We start from the raw sequence: 22,062 nt of genomic DNA on the forward strand, positions 1-22,062 counted from the left end.
GGCGTCGTCCTCGAACTCCAACAGCACCGCCGCCTGGTCCAGGGTCAGCTCGTGCTCGTGCAGAACGGACGTGACGGTCGCGGACTCCGCGACCGCAAGGCCCTTCTTCACCGCATCGGTCTTGGTGCCGGTGCGCTTGGCGATCGCTGCGGCGGACACGCCCTCGAACGCGAGCTGCGCCCACGCGGCGGTGCGGTCCGCGACGCTCAGCTCGGCGCGCTGGTCGTTCTCGATGATCTGCTGAACGATCCGGTCCGCGGTCGTCTCGTCGCCCTCCACGACGTAGACCGGGATCGTGGGCACTCCGGCCTCGCGGGCGGCGAGGGTGCGGCGCTGTCCGGCGCGAACGATGACGTTGCCGTGCTCGTCGCGGCGGGCGAGGACCGGGGTGATGACGCCGTTCTCGCGGATCGACGCGATGAAGTCCTTCGTCAGCGGGGCGCTGGTTCGGACGTTCGCCTCGATCACGAGGGTGGTCGGGTCGATGTGCTGAACGGTCCCGGTTCCGGTGGTGATAGTCACGATGGTTTCTCCTTGATCGGTATGCGACCATTGAGGCGACAAGTCCCGTGGTTCTAAGCCAACTACGGGGCTTTTGTCGTCTTCCTGATCGTTTTTCTTTGCCTCTCCGGCGAGTGACAACCAATTGAGTGGAGTCGGCGGAGTGACGGCTCTCTCGGGCGAAATAAGGGAGCTTGCGACCGCGTCCGAGAGAGACGGCACGCAGCCGACGGAGCGAGATAGGTTGAAACCGCGGAGAGGTGAAGAAAACGGGTAATCCGGCCGCGTAGCGGCTCCAGCCGGCGGTGCTCCGTCACCGCTGCGCGTGCGCAGCTCGCGCCCCACCGGAGAAACGACGTCGGTAGGCTTCGGCTAGGTGACGCTTGATCACCCCGGACGGGAGAACGACATGAACGCCGTGATCTACCGCATTCGATCCGTCGCCGCATTGCTCCGCGCGAAGTTCACCACAGCGCCTACGGCGCTGCCGAAGGATCCGTTCGGAGAGCCGCCGCACGAGGCTCACGACCTGCACTCGTACCAGGAGGAATCGTGGAAGGCACCTGCGCCCTCCACGTTCAACTTTCACTGAAGCAGCGCTCCCTAGGGGAACGTGAGGGGATCGCCCCTCACAGGCGGGCTCGAATACCGGCCTACCGTGCTCTTCATTGGCGACGGCGCGATCGCGCGCCGCGGCGCTGACCCGGACGTGATCACGTCCTTCACTCCTCGGCATGCGGTATTCGTGAAGGAGCTGTACCCAGCAGCTCCTCGGGAGTGACGCATAATCGGCGGGTGGCAGCAGAAGAGTGGTTCTCGAACGAGGAGTCGCCGGTGATGAGCGTCTTCCTCGATGCGTTCGTGACGCGTCTGAGGCTGCGCGCGGCCGCGTGGGACACGGACATACGCCCGTCCGACACCACCTTCGACGCCTCGCTCAATGAGGTCTGGTGCGGGATCCAGGTTCCCGGCCTGTCCGGTGACTTCACCGCTCTGTGGCTGGAATGCACGGAGGACGACCACGGCACGCCCAAGCTGGAGGGGTCATGGGGTATCCGCGATCTCGTCGCCGACGACTACGGCAGCGACCCTGCCCGTGACCTCACCGTGCGCGGCGCCCCGATCACGCCGGAGGCACTGGCCGATCTTGCCGCGCAGTGGTGCGAACGCCACCTCCGGATGGACATCAGCCGCGAGGAGTGGAAGCACCGTCGCTGGACCCGCCACGACGACTTCGGCCGCGTACCCCACGCCCGGCGGCGTGGCGTCCCGCTGCGCACGGTGCTCGAGCGATCAAACGGTCGCGCGACGGGCCTTCACTTGCAAGCTCACAGGCGCGCATAACGACGTGGAAGGCGCCTGCGGCCTCCACGACCAACTTCCAGGGAGGTCACGCTCCCGAGGGGGAGTGTGAGGGGGTCGCCCCTCACGGGCCGGCCCGGAAGGCCGGCCCCTCCCCTGCGCTACTCGGCAGACGTCAGGAACGCGATCAACGCGGCGGCCTCGGCGGTGCCGTCGTCGTAGACGGGCATCCCGCCCGGGCCGCACTTCCCCGGCAGCCCGAGCGTGTTGCGGGTGTGCGCGAGGATCTCCGCGTCGCTCGCGGTGGCGTTCTCCGGGTCGTCGTTGCGACTGGTTGCGAGGATGTGGGCGAGCTGTTCGGCCGTCGCGCGGCCGGTGTCGGTGCGGGTCATGGTGTGGTTCAGGAACGGGGCGACGCGGCGGATCGCTGCACGGCGGGCGTGGGCGACGCAGTGACGGAATGAGCCGCTGGTGATGCCGTGCAGCTGGTCGGAGTGCCACGCCTCCCAGACGCCGGACTTGCGGCGGGTGATGTGCACCGAGGGCGTCGTCTTGGGGTCGGTGCCCACGACGCGGACGTCGACCGCGCGGGTGTTGGCGAGCGTGAGGTAGGTCTTAGCCGTGGTCTGCAAGTCGGTGGTGGTCTGCATGGTGTGGGTGCTCCCTCTGGCTGATCGTTTTTCTTTGCCTCTCCGGCGGGGAAAACCGTTTGAGTGGAGGCGGCGCAGTGACGCCGATAGCGGGCGAAATAAGCCCGCAGGGCGCGTCCGATAGCGGTGGCACGGAGCCGGTGGAGCGAAATAGGTTGAAACCGCGGAGAGGTGAAGAAAACAGGTGGAACGGGCCGCATCGCGGCCTCCGACCCGCGGCGCTCCGTCGCCGCTGCGCGAGTGCAGCTCGCGCCCCGGAACGGGATCCTGCACAGAAAACGACAATTGCCGATTAGAGCCGAAACTGTCGTTTATATATGCCCCTGCACTGAGGTCAAGACCTGGGCCATCGAGAGGCATTCCTGTTACGAAGGATGCAGACACATACTTCTCGACGACCGGAGCCCGCATGCTCGCCACCGCACGACCCCAGACCCGAGCCGCCGCTCCCGCCGTACTGCTCGATCACGGGACCCTGCCCGCGTTGCCGATGGATTCGGACCGGGTGCTCGTCATCCGCGCCGCGTCGGGTGATGACCGAGCTTTCGCGGCGATCGTGAACCGCTACTCGCGTTTGCTGCGAGCGATCGCGTCGCGAACCCTTGGGAGCTCCGCTGACGTCGATGACGTGGTGCAGGAGACGTTCCTCGCCGCGTGGACGCACCTCGACAGCGTGATCGACGGGGACACGATCGCCGGCTGGCTGGCGACCACGACTCGCCGGCGCAGTATCGACCGCCTTCGCGCACCCGCATCCGCGCGCCGGTCGGAGCTGGACGAAGAACTGCCGGCGCTCGAGAACGGCGACCCTGAAGCCGCCGGCCGATGCGCCGCTCTTGCAGCGGACGCTCGGCGGGTGCTCGAGAAGATGTCGTCGCTGCAACGTCGCTGCTGGGAGCTACGGCAGCTGCACGAGCTCAGCTACGACGAGATCGCTCTCGACCTCGACCTAACCCCCGCTGCCGTGCGCGGGCTCCTCGCTCGCGCTCGACTGCTGATGGCAAGCGAACTCGCCCACTGGCGCTGACCAGCGCGAGGAACGAACACAGCCGCTCCCCCGAGCGACCGCTTCAGGGGGGGAGTGTGAGGGGATCGCCCCTCACGGGCCGGTGACGCCAACCCACTTGCTCGAGCGAGTCGTATCGGCGCAGTGCGCGGCGATCGCGGAAGTGCGCGCGTCGATTCCGGAGGATCACGTCATCCTCTACGTGCTCCGGATCGCGGACGGCTCGAGTAGAGCACCGGGCGGCTCCAAGCCACTAGCGTTGCCATCCAGTCCTGAAGGTGATGGTTCCGTGATGGCAACAGCGTTGAAGCTCGTCGGGAAGTCAGTAGCGTTCGTCGCCCGCGTCGTGGGCGCGGCGGTGTCCGCCGGACTGGCCTCACTCGGTGTGAGCAGTTATCAGCAGCCAAATCCGGGGCCGCCGCCCTCGACCACGGACAATCGCGAATATCGCCCGTAGAAGAAGATCAACGCGCTGACGTCGGCTTCGGCGATCGCGGAAGAACGCGCAGCGATCCTGGAGGATCACGTCATCTTCTACGTGCACCGGCTCGGCCGCGACCCGCGCTGACACTCACCACTCCTTGTGGTCACTCCTCGGCGTTTGCGCGCGCGAGCTGTCGCTGCGCAAGTATCAGGATCGAAGGAAGCATCACGACGGTGCCGATGGAGGCGCTGATCTTCCCCGATAGCTGACCGTCGGCGGGTAGCCACACCCCCGCCAAGCCGATGAGTACGGCGGTAAGGATTCTCAATCAGATTTGTCAAGCCAGCGGGGGTGGTCTGGCTCGTCTGTTCTTCCTTCTCTCCCAGCGTTTTTTTGCCTGGAAGGCACGTAGTGCCGAGCAGGGTCGGAGGCGGCAGCGCAACCCGGAGGGCGGAGGAGGAGATGTTGTCGGCTCGATGTGAGGGAGCACAGCGACCGCGTGCCGAGAACGTCGGAGGAGCCGGCCGCGCAGCGGCTTGCGTGGACGCCGCAGGCCCGTACGCTGCCGAAGGCTTCCAGGCAAATGCGCGCAGCGCTCAGCACCGCCGCCGACCGGAGGTCGGCGTCCGATCGTGTCCGTGAACCGCGACGCTCGTCGCGGCGGCTCTCAGTGGTCTTCGGTGAGGTGGCGGTAGATGGTGCCGCGGGAGACGCCGAAGGTCTCGGCGATCTGCTGGACCGTGTACGTCTTCTCGTCGTACATCGCGCGCGCCTGCTTCGCCTTCGTGGGCGTCATCTTGAAGCGTCCGCCGCCCTTGCGACCGCGGGCTCGAGCGGCGGCGAGGCCGTCGTGGGTGCGCTCGACGATGAGGTCGTGCTCGAACTCGGCGATCGCGGCGAGCATATGAAAGAACAGCCGCCCGCCCGGAGTGGTGGTGTCGATGCCCTGGGAGAGAGCCTTCAGTCCGACGCCGCGCTGTTGGAGGCCGTCGGCCACCTCTTTCAGGTTCCGCACGGACCGTCCGAGGCGGTCGAGCTTGGTCACGACGAGGGAGTCGCCCTCGCGGAGGTAGTCGAGAGCGTCCTCGAGCGCGGGACGCTTCGCGAGCACTCCGGAGGCGTGCTCCACGAAGACCTTCTCGCAGCCGGCGGCCGTGAGCGCGTCGGTCTGAGCGTCAGGGTTCTGGTCTCTGGTCGAGACGCGCGCGTATCCGATCGCAGCCATGAGCTGACTGTACTGCGAACGTAGGTCACGGGTCATAGGTCTCGGACACGAGTTGTGGAACACGACGCGCCGATGGCGGCGGTGCGCTGCCCGGCCGTCTCGTGAACGATCGTTCGCGAACACCTCGGCAGTGGTCGCTCAAATCGCTTTCTGTCGATAACATCGGTGCATGCCGATTGATCACGTGCGGGGCACCTCTGCCGCCGTCTCCCTCTTTCACTCTTTGGCCGACCCGAAGCGTCTCCAGATCGTGCGGCGACTTCAGCATGGTGAGGCTCGGGTCAGTGATCTAGTGGCGGAGCTGGGCGTGGCGCAGTCGACGGCTTCTGAGCACATGAGCTGCCTGCGCGAGTGCGGCCTGGTCGTGGGGCGTGCAGAGGGACGGCAGGTGTTCTACTCGTTGGCCCGTCCGGAGCTGATCGATCTTCTCGAGTCCGCTGAGGCACTTTTGGAGGCGACGGGGTTCCAAGCGGATCTGTGCGGCACGTTCGGGGCGGAAGCACGGAGCGCACGTGACGTGGACGCTGCCGCATCGGAGGTCCGTCGGGGCGTGGAAGTGGCGCCGTGATCGGCACTATCGCGGCGGCAATCGGACTGTTCGCTGCGACGAACATCGATGACATCGTGGTTCTGACGGTGCTGTTCCTCGCGTCCGCCCGTGGCTCGCTGCCGGGCTGGAAGGTTGTGGCGGGGCAGTACCTCGGCTTCGCGACTCTCGTCGCGATCAGCGTCGTTGCCGCCGCCGGGTTGACGATCATCCCGGATGAGTGGGTGGGGCTTTTGGGCCTGATCCCGCTGGCGATCGGTCTGTACGGGCTCATCCGCACCCTGCGCAGCAGGGGCGATGATGACGACGACGATGACGAGAGTTCGATCAGTGCGGTCGGGCTGCTGGGCGTTGCGGGGATCACGATCGCGAACGGCGCGGACAACATCTCCCTCTACACGCCCGTATTCCGCACGAGCCCGATCGCGGACACGGTGGTCACGATCATCGTGTTCTTCCTCCTCGTCGCGGTGTGGTGCCTGATCGCTCGCGTCGTCGGCACGAACAAGACGGTGACCGAGCTGTTGGAGAGGGTCGAGCGCTGGCTCGTGCCTGCCGTATTCATCGGCCTGGGTCTGTTCATCCTGATCGAGTCGGGTGTTCTGCCTCGACTCCTCGAGCTGTTCTGATGCCCGCCACGCGCAGGCTCGTCCTCCGAGTGGCTTTCATCGCTGCGCTGATTGCGGCCGCGTTCGGTCTTGATCAGCTCACGAAGAGCTGGGCCCTGACAGCGCTGGAAGACGGACGCACGATCGAGCTCGCTCTCGGAGCGCGGTTCGAGTTGATCTTCAACCCCGGCGTCGCCTTCGGGATGGGCTCCGAGCTGGGACCTGCACTGGCGGTCGGACTGATCGTCATTCTTGTGACCCTCACGGTGTGGGTGTTCGTGCGGACCATCCGCGGGGCTCCGCTGGGTGGACCGGCACTTCTCGCTCTCGCCGCCGGCGGTGGCGCAGGGAACATCTGGGACCGCATCAGCCGAGCCGCGGACACGCCGCTGGGCGGAGAGGTCGTCGACTTCATCGCGGTCGACTGGTTCGCGATCTTCAACGTCGCCGACATCTTCACCACCTGCGGCATCGCCGGCTGGGCCCTCCTGCAGGTCTTCGGCAGAGCGGACGCGCCCCAACCACAGACGAGCGAAACCTGATCGAGGCGCAGCCCTGAGCCTCACCGTTCGCCGGATCACGGCGCCGTCCCCTTGTTTCTGCCGACCACCGGCCTGACAGAAAGCACCACCCGTGAAAACCAGCACCAAGGTCAACCTGATCGCCATCGCCGCGGCTGTCTTCGTCGTCGCGGTCATCGCCGCGATCGCGATCTTCCGGCCCTTCTCCGCCTCCCGCGAAGAGGTCGCCGCCGCGACGCCCGTCCTCGAGCAGAACACCCACATGCTCGATCAGGCGGAGGACGGGAAGGTGACGCTGGTCGAGTTCCTCGACTTCGAGTGCGAGGTCTGCGCGGCCGTCTACCCGACCATCGAGCAGCTGCGTGAGGAGTACGCAGGCCGGGTCACCTTCGCGACCCGCTACTTCCCGATTCCCTCGCATCGCAACTCCGAGAATGCCGCTCTCGCCATCGAGGCAGCAGCGCGGCAGGACCGGTTCGAGGAGATGTACGACCGGATGTTCCAGACGCAGGCGAGCTGGGGCGAGAGCCAAGACTCCAAGGCCGACGTGTTCCGCGGCTTCGCGGAGGAGATCGGCCTCGACCTGGAGCAGTACGACGCGGATGTGGCCGACCCGTCGACGCTCGAGCGGGTGCGCTTTGATTTCGAGGCGGGCAAGGACCTGGGGGTGCAGGGCACGCCGACGATCTTCGTCAACGACGAGGCGATCCAGCTCGAACGCCTCGAAGACATCCAGGCCGCTCTCGACGCCGCTCTCGCCTCGTGAGCGCCCTCAGCCGCCGCGCCCTGCTGGCCCTTCCCCCGCTCGCGATGATCGGCATCGGGACCAGCGGATGCGCGCGGGACGACCTCGCGGAGCAGTACCGCGGCGGGTCGAACAAGAACTACGTCGCCGGTGACGGCACCGTCATCGAATGGCCTGTCGGCAGCCGCGGCGAGCCGGTCGACTTCGCCGGAACGAGCGAAACGGGCGACGCGATCAGCTCCGAGGATTACCGCGGGCAGGTGCTCGTCGTGAACTTCTGGTACGCCGCCTGCGCCCCCTGCCGCGCCGAAGCACCCGACCTGCAAGCGCTGCACGAGCAGTACGACGGGAACGGAGCGGCGTTTCTCGGTGTCAACGTTCGCGACCAAGCCGACACCGCCACCTCGTTCGCGAACACCTACGGCATCACCTACCCCTCGATCATCGATACCGACGCCGCCGTGGCCCTCGCGTTCTCTGGGAAGTTCGCCGCGAACGCCGTCCCTACCACCCTCGTGCTCGACGTCGACGGCCGACCCGCCGCGCGGATCCTCGGCCGGGTCACCGCCCGCTCCATCCTCGACACCCTCATCGCGGACACCATCGCGGAGGCGGCCTCGTGAACTGGGGAGAGGCTGTGTTCAGCGGCCAACTCCTGCTCGCCGCGCCCATCGCGGTCCTCGCCGGCCTCGTCTCGTTCGCGTCCCCGTGCGTGCTCCCCCTCGTCCCCGGCTACCTCGCCTACATCGGCGGAAACCCCGACCTCGCCACAGGCAGCCGGCGCCGCCTCGTCGCCGGAGTGGGCCTGTTCATCGCCGGTTTCGCCGTCGTCTTCATCGCCTACGGCGCCGCGTTCGGCGCCCTCGGGACATGGCTGCTCGAATGGCAGGACACCGTCACCCGCATCCTCGGAGTGCTCGTGATCCTCATGGGCGTCGTGTTCATCGGGCAGGTCCGGTTCCTGCAACGCACCATCCGCCCCCGCTGGAAACCCGCGACCGGACTCGCCGGAGCACCCCTGCTCGGTGTCGTGTTCGGGCTCGGCTGGACACCCTGCTTCGGGCCCACCCTCGCCGCGATCTCCGCGCTGAGCCTGGACGGCGCCTCCGCCGGCCGCGGCGCGTTCCTCGGCCTGCTGTACTGCCTGGGCCTGGGACTGCCGTTCCTGCTGATCGCCCTCGGATTCTCCTGGGCCGCCACCGCGACCAGCTTCCTCAAACGCCACATCCGCACCATCAACCTCCTCGGCGGAGGGCTACTCATCCTCATCGGCACCGCCATGGTCAGCGGCCTGTGGACCCAGTTGATCTACCGCCTCCAGAACCTGATCAACGGATTCGTCCTCCCCATCTGACCCGTCACCCCCGCCCCGAGAGGACCACCGAATGAGCGCACTCACCCCCGCCGAGACCGAACAGCTGACCCGACGCGGGCTGCGCCTGGCGCAGTTCACCGTCGCCTACAACGTCATCGAGGGCATCGTCGCGATCGCGGCCGGTATCGCCGCGGGACTCGTGTCCGTGATCGGGTTCGGCATCGACTCCGGCATCGAGTCGATCGCCGCCGTGCTGGTAGGGCTGCGCCTGGCGGCGCGGCTGCGGCATGGTGAGGCGGACGAAGCGAAGGAGCGGCGCACGTTGAAGTTCGTCGCCGTGACGTTCTTCCTCCTCGCCGCCTACGTGAGCATCGAGGGCATCCGCAGCCTGATCGCGGGTGACGCTCCCGAGTCCTCCCCGGTCAGCCTCGTGCTCCTGATCCTCTCGATCATCGTCATGCCGGTCCTTGCGGCGGTGAAAACGCGTGTCGGGAAGAGGCTCGGAGACCCCCTGATCCTCGCGGACGCAGCGGAGACTCGGATCTGCGTGCTGTTGAGCGTCTCCACCCTCGTCGGGCTCGTCCTCTACGCCCTCACTGGAGCCGCGTGGCTTGACCCGGTTGCAGGGTTCGTCATCGCTCTCTTCGCCATTCACGAGGGACGCGAGGCCTGGGAAGGCGAGCTCGTAGAAGACGACGATGACGATGACTAGAGCGGGCGCCGACAGGCGAGCCACGAGCGGGCTGACGATCGATGTTCCGGGGCAGACACCCTCAACCTCAGAAGTGCTCTCCTCGGGTGCGACGCGCACGGCGGGAGGATGATCGGAGAATGATGATCGAGGTTCTTCACATCGACGACTGCCCGAACTGGAAGGACGTCGGCCCTCGCCTGGACCAGGCGCTGAAGTCCACCGGCCACTCCGACATCCCCGTCACCTACCGGCTTCTGGCGACACCGGAGGACGCCGCCGGCGTCGCTTTCGCGGGTTCCCCGACGATCACCCTCGACGGGGAAGACCTGTTCCCGTCGGGCGGGCGGACCACGGATCTTGCCTGTCGGATCTACTTCACGCCGAGCGGGCTGGCGGGTCTTCCGACGACGGAGCAGCTCGTGGAAGCGATCGCTGCCCGTGAACCCTGATTCCTCCGTCACCTGTTCCTGCTGCGGACGGGCCCGCCGTCGACGTCAGGTTCACGCACTCAACGATGGCGCCGCGTACGTGTGCCGGCGGTGCGGGCTCTGGATAGCGCTGCGCCCGGGCAGCGATCACCCCCGCGCCTCCTCATTGTCTCGGCGCTGACACGCCGGAACTCAACGCCGGTCAGGTCGTTCGGGTTGCTCTCAGCCCGAGCCGGGTGCGGCCGCGAGGCTTGAGGACGGACAGGGCGGTGATAACCACGAGAACGACGGCGCCGCCGGCGGTCGCGACGACCAGTTGCGTGCGGGTTCCCTCGAGCGTGGAGGGGATGAGCCCGTGGCGGGCGGCGAGGGACATCGTCTCGATGAGGCGCGTGTGCAGCAGGAGGACTGCGGTTGCGAAGACACTCAGCCACAGCTTGATCGCCACCCAGTAGTGGCGCACCAGTCCCCAGTGCGTTCCGAGGCCTTGCAGGATTCCGGTGGCGAGGGAGGCGAGGGCGAACGGGATGATGACGAACGTCCCCAGCGGGTCCAACGCCAAGTAGGCGCTTCGGACCGTGAAGGGGTCGCTGCTGGTCGCTCCGACGAGCGCGATCGCGAGGAACGCGCCCACCGCGCCGAACCAGCCCACGGACACCAGGACGTGGACGGTGAGGGCGACTCGGCGAGCTCGCGGGCCGAGCATCATCAGTGATTCATCATCTGCGCCCCGCCGCCGGTGAGCAGGTGCACGACGATGAAGCCGATCGCGAGGACGACGACGACGACCATGAACACCTCCACCCAGCGGGGGCGCTCCGGGACGGGCGACGGCGTGCCAGACGGGTTGGAGTCACTCATGCGCTCAGCCTAGGCACCCGCCCAACCCATCCCGTATCGATGTGGTGCGTTGCCCCTGCCCCGACATCTTCGGTCAAGTCGGGAATCTTCCGCCCGATCACCCCGTTGTCTGATACCCCCGGGGGGTATACCGTCGGATCAGGCCGGAAGCGGCCGGAAGGAGTCATGATGGCGCAGCACCACCTGCACGATGACGAGCACGAGAGTGCTCACCGCACCGTCGAAGCACGCGACGTCGACGCGGGAAGGACAGGTCATCACGTGAGTACGGCCCCTGACGGGCACGCCGGGCACCAGATGCGCGGAGCGCCTGATCCTCACGCAGGCCACAACATGACGGCGGGCGCTGCCGGCCACGGCGGCCACGGCGGCCACGGCGATCATGTCGGCCAGTTCCGGCGGTTGTTCTGGATCATGCTGGTGTTCGCGGTGCCGGTGGTCGTGTTCAGCGGCATGTTCTCGATGATCCTGGGCTACTCCCTCCCCGACGTTGCGGGGGTCGGCTGGATCTCGCCGGTGCTCGGGACGGTGATGTACGTCTGGGGCGGCCGGCCCTTCCTGCAGGGGGCGGTGTCGGAGCTGCGCTCGAGGACGCCGGGGATGATGCTGCTGATCGCTCTGGCGATCACGGTCGCGTTCCTCGCGTCGTGGGGTGCGAGCGCGGGGCTGCTGGATCACGAGCTGGACTTCTGGTGGGAGCTGGCGCTGCTGATCGTGATCATGCTGCTCGGGCACTGGATCGAGATGCGCTCTCTCGCGCAGACGTCCTCGGCGCTGGACTCTCTCGCGGCGCTGCTGCCGGATGAGGCGGAGCGGGTGCGCGAGGGTGAGGTGGAGAAGGTGTCTCCCGCGGACCTGGTGCAGGGGGATGTCGTGGTCGTGCGTCCCGGCGGCCGGGTGCCGGCGGACGGCCGGGTGCTGGAGGGCACCGCGGACGTGGATGAGTCGATGATCACCGGGGAGTCCCGCCCGGTCAGTCGCGGCCCGGGATCGATGGTCGTGGCCGGCACGGTCGCCACGGACACGGCGTTGCGGGTGGAGGTGACGGCCGTCGGAGACGACACCGCTCTCGCCGGCATCCAGCGCCTGGTCACGGAGGCGCAGAACTCGTCCTCCCGGGCGCAGCGCATCGCTGATGTTGCCGCCGGGTGGTTGTTCTGGTTCGCGTTGGGCGCGGGAGTGATCACCGCGATCGTGTGGTCGCTGCTGGGCAGTCCCGACGAGGCGGTGATCCGCACCATCACGGTTCTGGTCATCGCGTGCCCGCACGCGCTGGGACTCGCGATCCCGCTGGTGGTGTCCATCGCGACCGAGCGGGCCGCGAAGGGCGGCGTCCTCGTCAAGGACCGTCTCGCGTTGGAGAGCATGCGCACGGTGACCACGGTCCTGTTCGACAAGACGGGCACCCTGACCAAGGGCGAGCCGACGCTCGCCGCCGTGCACACTGTCGACGGGGTGAACGAGGAGCAGCTGCTCGCGGTCGCTGCGGCGGTCGAGGCGGACAGTGAGCACCCTCTCGCTCGGGCGATCGTGGCAGCCGCGAACAGCCGCGGCGTGCGGGTGCCGGCAGCGACCGGTTTCCAGGCGTCGACCGCTGTCGGCGTCACGGCGCAGGTCGAGGGGCGTGCGGTGAGCGTGGGCGGTCCGTCGATGCTGCGCGCGCACGACGCTGCCGCGCTCGAGCAGACGCGCGCGTGGGAGGCGGAGGGGATGATCATCCTCCACGTCCTCGCCGGCGGTCGGGTCATCGGGGCTCTCGGGCTCGCGGATGAGGTGCGGGAGGAGTCCCGGCAGGCTGTCGACGCGCTGCACGCGATCGGCGTGCAGGTGGTCATGATCACCGGCGACGCGGAAGCGGTCGCCCGCACCGTGGGCGAGGAGCTCGGCATCGACCGGGTGTTCGCCGGCGTGAAGCCGGAGGACAAGGCCGCGAAGGTCATCGAGTTGCAGCGCGAGGGCCGACGGGTCGCGATGGTCGGTGACGGCGTCAACGACGCTCCCGCTCTCGCGCAGGCCGACGTGGGAATCGCGATCGGCGCAGGCACCGATGTCGCGATCGCATCCGCCGGGGTGATCCTGGCCTCCGATGACCCCCGGTCGGTGCTGTCCGTGATCGAGCTGTCCCGGGCCAGCTACCGGAAGATGAAGCAGAACCTGTGGTGGGCGGCCGGCTACAACCTCCTCTCCGTCCCCCTGGCCGCGGGAGTGCTCGCGCCGATCGGGTTCGTGCTGCCGATGTCGGTCGGGGCTCTGCTGATGTCCGCGTCCACGGTCGTCGTCGCCGTGAACGCGCAGCTGCTGCGCCGCCTGGAGCTGTCCCCGCAGGCCAGCACCCGCGCCGCGCGCGAACGCGACACCAGCCCAGTCCGTCACGAGGAGGGCCGCAGTACCGTCCAGGTGCGCCCGTAGTCGCCGGAGGCGACCACTCCGCGCTCGTCGGCGGCAAGGACCCACTGTTCTTCGCCGTCGACGAGCGCGAACGCCTCCGGCTGCCCCTCGAGGGTTCCGTGGCTCTGCCAGGAGCCCTCGAGAGTTCCCGTCCACAACGTCCCGTCGACGTCGACACCGACCAGCTGCCCGCCGGCACTGCCGTCCACGAGGAACAGGGCGGGCGCGCCGGAGACGGGCCGGAACGTGACCGCGGCGTCCTCGCTGACCTGTAAGCCCGTCTCGGTCGTCGCGAACACCCGGTCGGGACGCTCGGGGTCCACGGTCAGATCGCGCAGCGGCAGTTGCGCAGACGGGGTCCATGCGGCGCCGGAGTCGTCGCTGCGGAGGATGACGCCGCGGCTCGCGTCGTACCCGTACACGCGGGTCGCCGCATCGGTGAGAGCGACGGTCGCGAGGTCGTGGAAATCCGTCTCCCCACTCAGGGACACCGGCTCCCAGGTCGCGGCCGCATCGATGCTGCGGATCAGACCCAGGTTGGGTCCTGGCGCGGACCTGTCGGCGGGGTCGGGATGCCCGGAGGCGTAGAACACTCCCTCCGGGGTGATCGTGAACCCCATCGTGTCCTGCGCCCGGCCGGCGACCGGCCCTCCGCCCGCTTCGTCGTCGGTCGGGGTGGGGCTGGCCGGGTAGGTGTCCGGGAGGGTGTCGGTGGGGATCACCCACACTCCCGAGTGCGCAGCCGCGTAGGTGAGCCCGGTCACCGGATCCCAGCCCAGCCCGTGCACGTGCTCCAACCCTGCCGGCGCGGCCACGAGCGCGCCCGTCTCCACGCGGCCTGACGAAACGCAGCCGGTGAGCAGCGCCACCGTCACGGCGGCGCCGACGATGACGGCGAGACGCCGCGTGCGGCGCGAGCGGTGCCCGCAATGCTCAGCCAAGGCCGACACCCAGATCGCTCATGAAGCCTTCCGGGTCCACGGGGCTCCCGTCCACGCGCGTTTCAAAGTGCAGGTGACAGCCGGAGGAGGCGCCGGTGGAGCCCACGAGAGCGATCAGGTCGCCGGCGGCGACCGTGTCACCCACGTCCACGAGCAGGTCGCTGTTGTGCGCGTAGCCGGTCTCGATGCCGTCGCTGCTCGCCAGCAGGATCCAGTTGCCGTAGCTGCCGGCGTAGCCGGCTTCCTCGACCGTGCCGCCAGTCGCTGCGACCACCGGGGTTCCGCAGGGGGCGGCGAGGTCGGTGCCCTTGTGGAACGCGCTCACGCCCGCGACCGGGGCATCCGGGCGAGGACCGAACGTGCTCGAGATGCGCCCCGCGACCGGCACCCGCCAGGTAGCGGACGCGACCTCGCTGTCCTCAGTGGATGCGGCGGACTCTTCTGATGCGTCGTCCACGAGTTCCGTGGCGACGGCGGCGGTCACCAGCACCTCGGGTTTGGCTTCCGCGCCGAACGTGTCCCGGGTGACGGTGAGCTGCACCGCGCCGGCCGCGACGAACGTCTGCGGCTGCGTCTCGCTGACGGCCAGGGTCGTGGTCTTGGTCGGGGTGCCGTCGACGGCGAACGCGGGCATGGAGGAGGTCACCGCGATCATCGTGACGAGAGTCATCGCGGACATCCCAGCCAGGCGCGGCCGCATCGTGGCCGTGCCCGGCGGGGCCGGGCGCGGGCGGGCCGCGACGCGGGCGGCGTGCTGCAACGCCTGCGCGTCGGCTCGCGAGGGCGCCGTGTACGTCACCCGGCGTCCGAGCGTGAGCGCAGCCTGCCGCGGGGAGGCATCGCGGGTGCGGGTTCGGGTGCGGTGCACGTCGCGGCGGCGCGGGTCGCTCGTCGGCGTCGACGCGGCGCTCACCGGGCGACTCCCGAGCGAAGCGGACGGGGGTGAAGAGGAAGGCGGTGCATAGGGGGACGTTTCTGGTTCGAGCGCCCTCAGAGGGCGCGAAGAAGTAGAGGGTGGGGATCGCCAGGTACGGCGACCCCCACCGGGGCGCGGCGGTAGCGCGCACGGGCGCGACGCAGCAGCGCTCCGCCTGCCCAGGAGGGGGAAGGGGCGTCAGAAAGACGGGTCAGCGGGACGCGAGGAGATCCTGCATGGTTGCGATCTCCTCGGTCTGGGTCTGCACGATCGTGTTCGCCATGTCGATGGCGTCCGCGTTCTGGCCCTCGTCGACCTCGGTCTGCGCCATCTCCACGGCGCCCTCGTGGTGCATCATCATCTGCTCGAGGAACAGCGTCTCCGCCTCGGCGCCGGTCGCGCTCTCCAGCGAGGACATGTCCTCGTCGGACATCATCCCGTCCATGCTGTGATCCATGCCCGACATCGAGTCCTCAGCGCCCCACGCGCTGATCCACTCCTCGAGCTGCGCGATCTCCGGACCCTGCGCTTCCTTGATCTGGGTCGCGAGGTCGGTGACGTCGGTGCTGATGCCGTCCTTCGCGAGGATCATGTCGGCCATCTCCACCGCCTGCTCGTGGTGGGGCTTCATCATCTGCGCGAACATCACGTCCTGATCGTTGAAGTCCGCCTCCGCCGCAGCAGTCGAAGACGGCGACGCGGACGCGGACGAGGAGGAGCTGCTGTGGTCCATCCCCTCCATGCCGCCCGTGCCGGAGCTGTCCGAGCAGGCGGCCAGAGTAATTGCGGTCGCCAGAGCGAGAGTCGAGGCGAGAAGAGTGCGCTTGGTGTTCATGAGTGTCGTATCCGTTCAGTCGGTAGCAGGAATCGCCGGAACCGCGCCCTGCGGGCGGGGTGATGAGGTCGCAGCGGACGCTGCGACGACAGGCGAATCAGGTGCGACTGATCGACAACACCGTCAACGACGGCAGATACACATGGAACTTCGCGCGCGGAACGAGCAGCAGAAGACGCGGACCCGCGTCGAGCACGCGCGCGAACAGCGCCGGCACCCGGGCCAGGAGGATCAGGGACGCGAGGAAGAAGACGATGACGCACGTCGCCGCCATCAGAGCGCACCCCATCGCGCAACTGTCATCACACGGCACTATCGGCACGACCGCGCCCTGATCAGCGCCAGCCACGAGAGCCATCCCGCCTGTCGACGCAGCTACCGGGTCGGCGTGAGCATCGGTCTGCGCATGCGTGTGTCCTGCGGACACAGACGCGTCGGAATGGCTGCCCATCATCGAGTGCATCGCGAACACGCCCAGCAGCAGAGCCGCCAACGTCAGCACCACGACCACCGCGCGCATCAGCGGCGCGGACAGCTTAGAAACGACGCTGTCGCTCATGATCCACACCTCCGACACTGCTCGTCACTCGTCCGAGGGCATCAGAAGGGACGCCCATGCATACCCCCCTAGAGTATGCAGAAAGCAGCCGGAGCGGCTGAAAACCCCCTCCGTACCCGTCCGCCCCGCGCAGCAGCGGACGAGCTGCACCAGCACCCGGGGGATGAGGACACCGTGACCGAGCAGACGAGCGAGCAGACCGACATCACCGGCGCCCACGGCTACATCTCCGACAAGGACCAGTACCTCCGCCGCCTTCGCCGCATCGAGGGGCAGGCTCGCGGCCTGCAGAACATGGTTGAAGACGAGCAGTACTGCATCAAGATCCTCACCCAGATCTCCGCGATGACCAGCGCCCTCGAGTCCGTCGCGCTCGGTCTCCTGAACGACCACCTGAACCACTGCGTCCTCGAGGCCGCCGCAGCCGGCGGCGACGAAGCGAAGATCAAGCTGCAAGAAGCCTCCGACGCCATCGCGCGGCTCGTCCGCTCCTGACGTTCAAGTGCGCAACCCGCCCTGAATGACGCCGGCGGTCCTCGACGCAGCGGGATACCGGCGCCCTGGCTAAGCGTTCCCGCTTGTCCTTCGACGGCTTCACGGCAGTTCGATCCGCTGCGATCCGTGGGATGAGGCGAACGAACACGACCGCAGTAGCGCCGCAGCCTGGCGCAGGCGTGCCGAGGTGAGCGATGACATCGGCTATCGGGGCAGCAGTTCGGTTCGTAGGGTCGGACTTATGGAACCGTCTCGACAGCTACCCGCCATCGGCGCCCCGGCCTCCCGCGCGCTCGAGGAAGCGGGCGTGCACGATGCGGACGACCTGCGGCGGGTGGGCCTGGACCACCTCGCGACCCTCCATGGGGTAGGACCTAAGGCTCTCCGACTTCTCCAGCAGACCCTCGACGCCGACGCGCGCAAGCGGTGACAGCCGATCGATCGGGTGCTCTCCATGCACCCCGAGCATGTGTGTTCCTGCGACATGCTCGCGCCTTTGAGCTGTCCGGAGCGGCCCGTCCGGGCTGTTCTGCCGCCAGTGGTGGCGGGGGTCGCTGACATGATGACGGGGTGCTGATCGCGTACCTGGACGAGTCCTACACACAGGACTTCTACTTCATCGGCGCTGCCGTGACGACACAGGAGAAGTGGGAGCAGCTCGAGCACGGCTACGCCGCTCTCCGGGAGCAGATCGCCGCGGATCACGGGGTGCCGGCGGATGTCGAGTTTCACGGGCACGAGCTGATGGGCGGCGCCGGCGAGTGGGCTCCTCTGCGCGGGAAGCATCGTGAGGCGGCGGGCATCTACGCGGCCGCGCTGCGCATCGCGCAGGAGGCAGAAGTCCGCTACCTGTTCCGGGGCGTGGACGTGAAGCGCCTGAACGCCCGGTACCGGTACCCGGAGCAGCCGCACAAGATCGTGCTGCAGCACCTGCTCGAGCGGGTGAACGAGTACCGCCGTGACGTCTTCTCCTTCGATACCGAGGAGGTGATCGTCGTCGCCGACGAGATCGCGACGCAGGAGGAGCACCGGCGGCAGTTCGAGAGCTACCGGTCACTGGGCACGCCGGGCTACCTGACGAGCCGCCTTAACCTGATTTCCTCCCCGATCCAGTTCGCGTCCTCGAGGAACGCCGCCGGGGTGCAGGCGGCCGACCTCGCGATCTACCTGCACCGGCGTCGGCAGACGGTGACGGAGACGCACCCGAAGTCCGCGGCGACGATGACGCGCCTGGGCGCTCTGATCGACGCGTCGACGTCGCACGACCGGATCTGGACGCCTTAAAAACGAAGACCCCGCTAGGCGGGGTCTTCGGCTGGCAACGTTCCGGGAACCGGCCCGTTGTGACGATCACGATACACGCGGATCCTGGACGAGTCACGGCGTCACGGGCGCCGCCGCTCGATGAGGATCGTGTCGCGCCAGCGGCCAGCCTCCGGCCCGTACGTCATCTGCGCGATGCGCTCCCGGATGCCCACACGCCGGAATCCAGCGTGGTCGTGGAGGGCGAGACTGGCGGTGTTCTCGGGGAAGATGCTCGACTGGATCGTCCACAGGTCCGCGTCGTCCGCCGCGGCGATGAGCGCGGCCAGCAGCCTCGATCCGACGCCGCGGCCACGTGCAGCGGCGGCGATGTAGACGGAGTGCTCGACCACGCCCCGGTAGACGGGGCGGGCCGAGACCTTCGACAACGCGGCCCAGCCGAGGATCTGTTCTCCGTCGACGGCGACCAGGCGCCCGACGTCGAGCTTCCCCGCGTCGAACGCCTCCCGCGTGGGCGGTTCGGCCTCGAAGGTGGCGTGCCCAGTCGCGATCCCCTCGCGGTAGATCGTCTCGACCGCCGCCCAGTCTCCGGGGGTCATCGGCCGGATCGCGGTCATGAGCAGCAGCTCCCTCCGGCGGATCCGATGTCGGTGGAGCAGACGCCGGTTTCGGGGAGCACGAGCTGGACGCGCCGGGCGGCGGCGTGATCGCCGGCGAGTTCGTCCGCGATGGAGCGGACCTGCTCGTAGCCGGTGGCGAGCAGGAAGGTCGGCGCACGGCCGTACGACTTCATCCCGGCGATGAAGAAGTTCGGCTCGGGGTGGGCGAGTTCCGCGACGCCGTGGGGGTCGACGGTGCCGCAGGAGTGCAGGTTCGGGTCGATGAGCGAGGCGAGGGCGCGGGGTGCTTCCACGATCTCGTCCAGGGAGACGCGGATCTCGCGCAGCATGTCGAGGTCGGGCCGGAACCCGGTGGCCTGCACCACGACATCGACTTCCACGCTCTCGCGCTCCTTCCGGCGGCGCCCCATCACCGTGACGCCGCCGGAGGGGGTCTTCTCGAGGCGGTCGATTTCGAAGCGGTCCAGGAGGGTGATCGCGCCGTCGCGGACGAGCTGGTGGACGGTGCCGCCGAGCTTGCCGCGCTCCTCGAGCTCGTCGTCGCCGGAGCCGAAGACGCGCACCGGGCTCGTGCCGCGGATCGCCCACGTGATCCTCGTCTCCGGTTCCTCGCGGGCGAGTCGAGCGAGCTTGATCAGGGTGTTCGCGGCGGAGTGGCCGGCGCCGACGACGAGGACGCTTTTCCCGGCGAACCGGGCACGGTCCGCACCGAGCACGTCCGGCAGTGCGTGGCTGAGGTGCTCCGCGACATCAAGGACACCGATTGGGTCAAGGCCCGCGGAGGCGAGCGCGTTGGGCGTGGAGTAGGTGCCGGAGGTGTCGATGACCGCGCGCGCGGTGACGTCGACGGCGCCCTCCGGAGTGTCCAGGCGCAGCAGGAACGGGGTCGCAGCGCGGCCGGTGGAGCGGGTGCGATCCATGCCCTCACGAGAGACGGCGGTGACACGGGAGCGGTAGCGGATGACCGGGGCGAGCTCCGGGGTCGCGGCGAGAGGAGCGAGGTAGTCGCGGACGAACTCGTGCCCGGTGGGCAGCTTCTTCGCTGCGGGGGCCTCCCAGCCGGCGGCGTCGAGCAGGCGCCCGGCGGCCGCGTCGACCAGGAACTCCCACGGGGAGAACAAGCGAGTGTGACCCCACTGCTGCACAGCGGCACCTGCGCTCTCACCCGCCTCGTAGACGATGACGTCGAGGCCGCGCTCGAGCAGCTGCGCGGCGGCGGCGAGACCCACGGGGCCGGCGCCGATGACGGCGACGGGCAGGCCGGTGAGGCGGCGCTCGTCGGTGCGGGGCGGGACGGTCAGCAGCAGGGTCATCAGGTGCACTCCTCAACATCGACGGTCATCGATGGATCGAGTCTGCCCCGGCATATCGATGGCTGTCAATGTGTGGGAGGGTGGAGGCATGGCGACGACCGAGCTGACTCTCACCGCGGCGGCGGCCGCGTGCTGCGCGCCGCTCGCGCGCGAGCCGCTGAGCGCCGAGGGCGCGGAGCTGCTGGCGCGAGCGTTGAAGGCGATGGCGGATCCGGCGAGGCTCCGCCTGGTGTCGATCGTGGCGTCGAGCAGCTCGGGCGAGGTGTGCGTGTGCGACTTCACGGAGCCGGTCGGGCTGAGTCAGCCGACCGTGTCGCACCACTTGAAGATCCTCGTGGACGCCGGGATCCTGGCCCGCGAGAAGCGCGGCACGTGGGCGTACTTCTCCCTCGTCCCCGGCGCGCTCGACTCCCTCGCCGGGATGCTCACCCGCGTCTGATCAGGCGGCCGTGACCCTCGCCGCGAGAGCGTCGACGCGCGCGGCGAGCTCGTCGTAGGCCGCATCGAACGCGGCATCCGTGCCGGCAGGTACCGGGTCGGGGATCGACCAGTGCAGCGCGTCCGAGCCGAGTTCCTCGTGCGCGGCGTCGCAGACGGTGATCACGAGGTCTGTGTCGGCGGCGACGTCCGCGAGCTGCTGCGGGGCTCCTTCGGGTAGCGGGAGGCCGTGGCGTTCGGCGGTCGCAATCGCTCCGGCGGCCACCGCGGCGGCCGGGTGGGTGCCGGCGGAGGCGACGGGGATGGGGCTGCGCTGCGCCCAGAGCTGCGCGGCGAGCTTGGAGCGGGCGGAGTTCGCGGTGCACACGAACAGCACTCGCCGCGCTGCGGCGGTGGTCGAGGGCCCGAGCTGGTCGAACGCCCCGGGGATCAGATGGACGTAGCTGCGGCGCCGGTCCGCCTCCGAGCGGCGACGGAGGATCATGCCTTCGCGCTCGAGGACGGCGAGGTGGTGCGCGACGAGGTTCGAGGGCATCCCAAGACGGTCCTGCAGCTCCCGCGGCGCGAGGTCTCCGAGGGTGAGCAGGTCGGTGATCCGCAGGCGCGCGGGGTCGCTGAGGGCGGCGTGCCGGGCGGCGCGCGCTTCGAGTTCGGTTCGCTCGGTGTTCATTGACTCAATCTTGACTGAGTGATCATGAGCGGTCAAGATGGCCGACGACATGGACACCACTTCCCCTCCTCCGCTCGCTCGTCGGGCCGTGGCCGAGTTCCTCGGCACCGGTCTGCTCGTGGCGATCGTCGTCGGCTCCGGCATCGCCGCTCAGACGCTCTCCCCGGACGACGTCGGTCTGCAACTGCTGGAGAACTCCCTCGCGACCGCGCTGGGGCTGGCGGTGCTGATCCTCACTCTCGGCCCGGTGTCGGGGGCGCACTTCAATCCGCTCGTCTCCGCCGTGGACGCGGTCCTCGGTCGTCGCGACCGCACCGGCCTGCTGGGGCGGGAGCTGGCGGTGTTCGTGGGCGCGCAGCTGCTCGGAGGCATCGGCGGCGCGGTCCTCGCGAATGCGATGTTCGAAATCCCGTCCTCGATCGCGACGACGGAGCGGGTCACTGCCGGGCACCTGCTCGGGGAGGTCGTCGCCACCGCGGGCCTGGTCCTCGTGATCCTCTCCCTCGCCCGTACGCACCGAGGCCCGCTCGCGGCGGCCGCGGTCGGCGCGTACATCGGTGCCGCGTACTGGTTCACGTCCTCGACCTCGTTCGCGAATCCCGCCGTGACTCTCGGCCGCGTCTTCACCGACACCTTCGCCGGCATCGCCCCCGCCTCCGTCCTGCCGTTCGTCGCTGCGCAGCTCGTCGGCGCCGCGATCGGCGTCGGCATCGCCGTGTTCCTCTTCCCGGGCGCCGCCCGGGCCGCCGGGGACCTTGTGGTCCCGGCCACCTCGACCTCTTCACACGTCTGATTCG

Annotated in this window: 28 protein-coding genes; 16 read left to right on the forward strand and 12 right to left on the reverse strand. The window is 68.7% G+C overall.

All coding sequences use genetic code 11. The features are described from left to right. Positions 1-522, reverse strand: a 522-nt coding sequence (locus C5C30_RS12150; RefSeq protein WP_258065927.1) for a ParB/RepB/Spo0J family partition protein, incomplete at its 3' end; no start/stop codon positions are given. A gap of 355 nt (positions 523-877) precedes the next feature. On the opposite strand from C5C30_RS12150, the gene C5C30_RS12155 reads away from it, so the two are divergent. Then, the gene (locus tag C5C30_RS12155) at positions 878-1,093 is read left to right on the forward strand and encodes a hypothetical protein (protein ID WP_146081528.1); all 216 of its coding nucleotides are present in this window, start codon (positions 878-880) and stop codon (positions 1,091-1,093) included. Between the two features lie 203 nt (positions 1,094-1,296). Further along, the gene (locus C5C30_RS12160; RefSeq protein ID WP_146081529.1) at positions 1,297-1,845 is read left to right on the forward strand and encodes a hypothetical protein; all 549 of its coding nucleotides are present in this window, start codon (positions 1,297-1,299) and stop codon (positions 1,843-1,845) included. A 119-nt stretch (positions 1,846-1,964) separates the two neighbouring features. Here the strand turns inward: C5C30_RS12160 and C5C30_RS12165 are convergent, their stop codons facing one another. Beyond that, positions 1,965-2,453: a hypothetical protein gene (locus C5C30_RS12165; protein ID WP_104333813.1), complete on the reverse strand. Its 489-nt coding sequence runs from the start codon at positions 2,451-2,453 to the stop codon at positions 1,965-1,967. Positions 2,454-2,862: 409 nt separating this feature from the next. On the opposite strand from C5C30_RS12165, the gene C5C30_RS12170 reads away from it, so the two are divergent. Beyond that, on the forward strand, positions 2,863-3,480 hold the full coding sequence (locus tag C5C30_RS12170; RefSeq protein ID WP_104333814.1) for an RNA polymerase sigma factor: 618 nt from the start codon (positions 2,863-2,865) through the stop codon (positions 3,478-3,480). Positions 3,481-4,550: 1,070 nt separating this feature from the next. On the opposite strand, the gene C5C30_RS12175 is transcribed toward C5C30_RS12170, so the two are convergent. After that, positions 4,551-5,108, reverse strand: a complete 558-nt coding sequence (locus C5C30_RS12175) for a recombinase family protein (protein WP_104333815.1) — start codon at positions 5,106-5,108, stop codon at positions 4,551-4,553. 169 nt (positions 5,109-5,277) lie between these two features. Between C5C30_RS12175 and C5C30_RS12180 the strand changes: the two genes are divergently transcribed. The 8 genes from C5C30_RS12180 (at position 5,278) to C5C30_RS12215 (ending at position 9,987) form a co-directional block, all read left to right on the forward strand. Continuing rightward, on the forward strand, positions 5,278-5,676 hold the full coding sequence (locus tag C5C30_RS12180; protein WP_055794452.1) for a helix-turn-helix transcriptional regulator: 399 nt from the start codon (positions 5,278-5,280) through the stop codon (positions 5,674-5,676). Then, the gene (locus C5C30_RS12185; protein ID WP_104333816.1) at positions 5,673-6,284 is read left to right on the forward strand and encodes a cadmium resistance transporter; all 612 of its coding nucleotides are present in this window, start codon (positions 5,673-5,675) and stop codon (positions 6,282-6,284) included. The genes C5C30_RS12180 and C5C30_RS12185 overlap by 4 nt, the downstream gene beginning before the upstream one ends. A gap of 29 nt (positions 6,285-6,313) precedes the next feature. Then, positions 6,314-6,805, forward strand: a complete 492-nt coding sequence (locus tag C5C30_RS12190) for a signal peptidase II (RefSeq protein WP_162238049.1) — start codon at positions 6,314-6,316, stop codon at positions 6,803-6,805. Between the two features lie 91 nt (positions 6,806-6,896). Beyond that, positions 6,897-7,550, forward strand: coding sequence for a thioredoxin domain-containing protein (locus C5C30_RS12195; RefSeq protein WP_104333817.1), 654 nt, complete (start codon positions 6,897-6,899; stop codon positions 7,548-7,550). Beyond that, on the forward strand, positions 7,547-8,152 hold the full coding sequence (locus tag C5C30_RS12200) for a TlpA disulfide reductase family protein (RefSeq protein ID WP_104233615.1): 606 nt from the start codon (positions 7,547-7,549) through the stop codon (positions 8,150-8,152). The genes C5C30_RS12195 and C5C30_RS12200 overlap by 4 nt, the downstream gene beginning before the upstream one ends. Positions 8,153-8,166: 14 nt before the next feature. Continuing rightward, positions 8,167-8,883: a cytochrome c biogenesis CcdA family protein gene (locus C5C30_RS12205; protein WP_374952936.1), complete on the forward strand. Its 717-nt coding sequence runs from the start codon at positions 8,167-8,169 to the stop codon at positions 8,881-8,883. 31 nt (positions 8,884-8,914) lie between these two features. Next, positions 8,915-9,556: a cation diffusion facilitator family transporter gene (locus C5C30_RS12210; protein WP_104333818.1), complete on the forward strand. Its 642-nt coding sequence runs from the start codon at positions 8,915-8,917 to the stop codon at positions 9,554-9,556. A 119-nt stretch (positions 9,557-9,675) separates the two neighbouring features. Further along, positions 9,676-9,987 (forward strand): hypothetical protein, encoded by a 312-nt coding sequence (locus tag C5C30_RS12215; RefSeq protein ID WP_055794463.1) that lies wholly within the window; start codon positions 9,676-9,678, stop codon positions 9,985-9,987. A 181-nt stretch (positions 9,988-10,168) separates the two neighbouring features. Here C5C30_RS12215 and C5C30_RS12220 read toward each other — a convergent pair whose 3' ends face one another. Then, positions 10,169-10,675 carry a DUF2269 domain-containing protein gene (locus C5C30_RS12220; RefSeq protein WP_219812359.1) on the reverse strand — a complete coding sequence of 169 codons (507 nt, stop codon included), beginning with the start codon at positions 10,673-10,675 and terminating at the stop codon, positions 10,169-10,171. Then, a complete protein-coding gene (locus tag C5C30_RS17720) occupies positions 10,675-10,827 on the reverse strand; it encodes a hypothetical protein (RefSeq protein WP_181131557.1) in 153 nt (50 codons plus the stop codon). The genes C5C30_RS12220 and C5C30_RS17720 overlap by 1 nt, the downstream gene beginning before the upstream one ends. A gap of 333 nt (positions 10,828-11,160) precedes the next feature. Between C5C30_RS17720 and C5C30_RS12225 the strand changes: the two genes are divergently transcribed. Continuing rightward, positions 11,161-13,236 (forward strand): heavy metal translocating P-type ATPase, encoded by a 2,076-nt coding sequence (locus tag C5C30_RS12225; protein WP_374955306.1) that lies wholly within the window; start codon positions 11,161-11,163, stop codon positions 13,234-13,236. On the opposite strand, the gene C5C30_RS12230 is transcribed toward C5C30_RS12225, so the two are convergent. From C5C30_RS12230 to C5C30_RS12245, 4 genes are all read right to left on the reverse strand, one after another. Next, complete coding sequence (locus C5C30_RS12230) at positions 13,197-14,156, reverse strand: F510_1955 family glycosylhydrolase (RefSeq protein ID WP_146078441.1); 960 nt, start codon at positions 14,154-14,156, stop codon at positions 13,197-13,199. The two genes, C5C30_RS12225 and C5C30_RS12230, sit on opposite strands and share 40 nt — an antisense overlap. Beyond that, complete coding sequence (locus tag C5C30_RS12235; RefSeq protein ID WP_146081530.1) at positions 14,149-14,811, reverse strand: M23 family metallopeptidase; 663 nt, start codon at positions 14,809-14,811, stop codon at positions 14,149-14,151. Before C5C30_RS12235 ends, C5C30_RS12230 begins: the two co-directional genes overlap by 8 nt. A gap of 472 nt (positions 14,812-15,283) precedes the next feature. Further along, positions 15,284-15,907: a DUF305 domain-containing protein gene (locus C5C30_RS12240; RefSeq protein WP_055794475.1), complete on the reverse strand. Its 624-nt coding sequence runs from the start codon at positions 15,905-15,907 to the stop codon at positions 15,284-15,286. Between the two features lie 97 nt (positions 15,908-16,004). Next, positions 16,005-16,466: a hypothetical protein gene (locus C5C30_RS12245; protein ID WP_146081531.1), complete on the reverse strand. Its 462-nt coding sequence runs from the start codon at positions 16,464-16,466 to the stop codon at positions 16,005-16,007. Between the two features lie 174 nt (positions 16,467-16,640). Between C5C30_RS12245 and C5C30_RS12250 the strand changes: the two genes are divergently transcribed. Continuing rightward, positions 16,641-16,961 (forward strand): metal-sensitive transcriptional regulator, encoded by a 321-nt coding sequence (locus tag C5C30_RS12250; protein WP_055794478.1) that lies wholly within the window; start codon positions 16,641-16,643, stop codon positions 16,959-16,961. 570 nt (positions 16,962-17,531) lie between these two features. Further along, on the forward strand, positions 17,532-18,245 hold the full coding sequence (locus tag C5C30_RS12260) for a DUF3800 domain-containing protein (RefSeq protein ID WP_055794482.1): 714 nt from the start codon (positions 17,532-17,534) through the stop codon (positions 18,243-18,245). 101 nt (positions 18,246-18,346) lie between these two features. Here the strand turns inward: C5C30_RS12260 and C5C30_RS12265 are convergent, their stop codons facing one another. Together C5C30_RS12265 and C5C30_RS12270 are read right to left on the reverse strand one after the other, a co-directional pair. Then, complete coding sequence (locus tag C5C30_RS12265; RefSeq protein ID WP_104333821.1) at positions 18,347-18,841, reverse strand: GNAT family N-acetyltransferase; 495 nt, start codon at positions 18,839-18,841, stop codon at positions 18,347-18,349. Continuing rightward, the gene (locus C5C30_RS12270; RefSeq protein WP_055794485.1) at positions 18,838-20,157 is read right to left on the reverse strand and encodes an FAD-dependent oxidoreductase; all 1,320 of its coding nucleotides are present in this window, start codon (positions 20,155-20,157) and stop codon (positions 18,838-18,840) included. The genes C5C30_RS12265 and C5C30_RS12270 overlap by 4 nt, the downstream gene beginning before the upstream one ends. A gap of 88 nt (positions 20,158-20,245) precedes the next feature. On the opposite strand from C5C30_RS12270, the gene C5C30_RS12275 reads away from it, so the two are divergent. Then, complete coding sequence (locus C5C30_RS12275; RefSeq protein ID WP_055794488.1) at positions 20,246-20,596, forward strand: helix-turn-helix transcriptional regulator; 351 nt, start codon at positions 20,246-20,248, stop codon at positions 20,594-20,596. On the opposite strand, the gene C5C30_RS12280 is transcribed toward C5C30_RS12275, so the two are convergent. Further along, positions 20,597-21,265, reverse strand: a complete 669-nt coding sequence (locus tag C5C30_RS12280; protein WP_055794490.1) for a helix-turn-helix domain-containing protein — start codon at positions 21,263-21,265, stop codon at positions 20,597-20,599. A 49-nt stretch (positions 21,266-21,314) separates the two neighbouring features. Here C5C30_RS12280 and C5C30_RS12285 point away from each other — a divergent pair, with 49 nt between their 5' ends. Next, positions 21,315-22,058, forward strand: coding sequence for an MIP/aquaporin family protein (locus C5C30_RS12285; protein WP_181028834.1), 744 nt, complete (start codon positions 21,315-21,317; stop codon positions 22,056-22,058). The last annotated feature ends 4 nt before the right edge of the window (positions 22,059-22,062 follow it).

This window comes from Rathayibacter sp. AY2B5, assembly GCF_002931645.1.
Lineage (GTDB): Bacteria > Actinomycetota > Actinomycetes > Actinomycetales > Microbacteriaceae > Rathayibacter.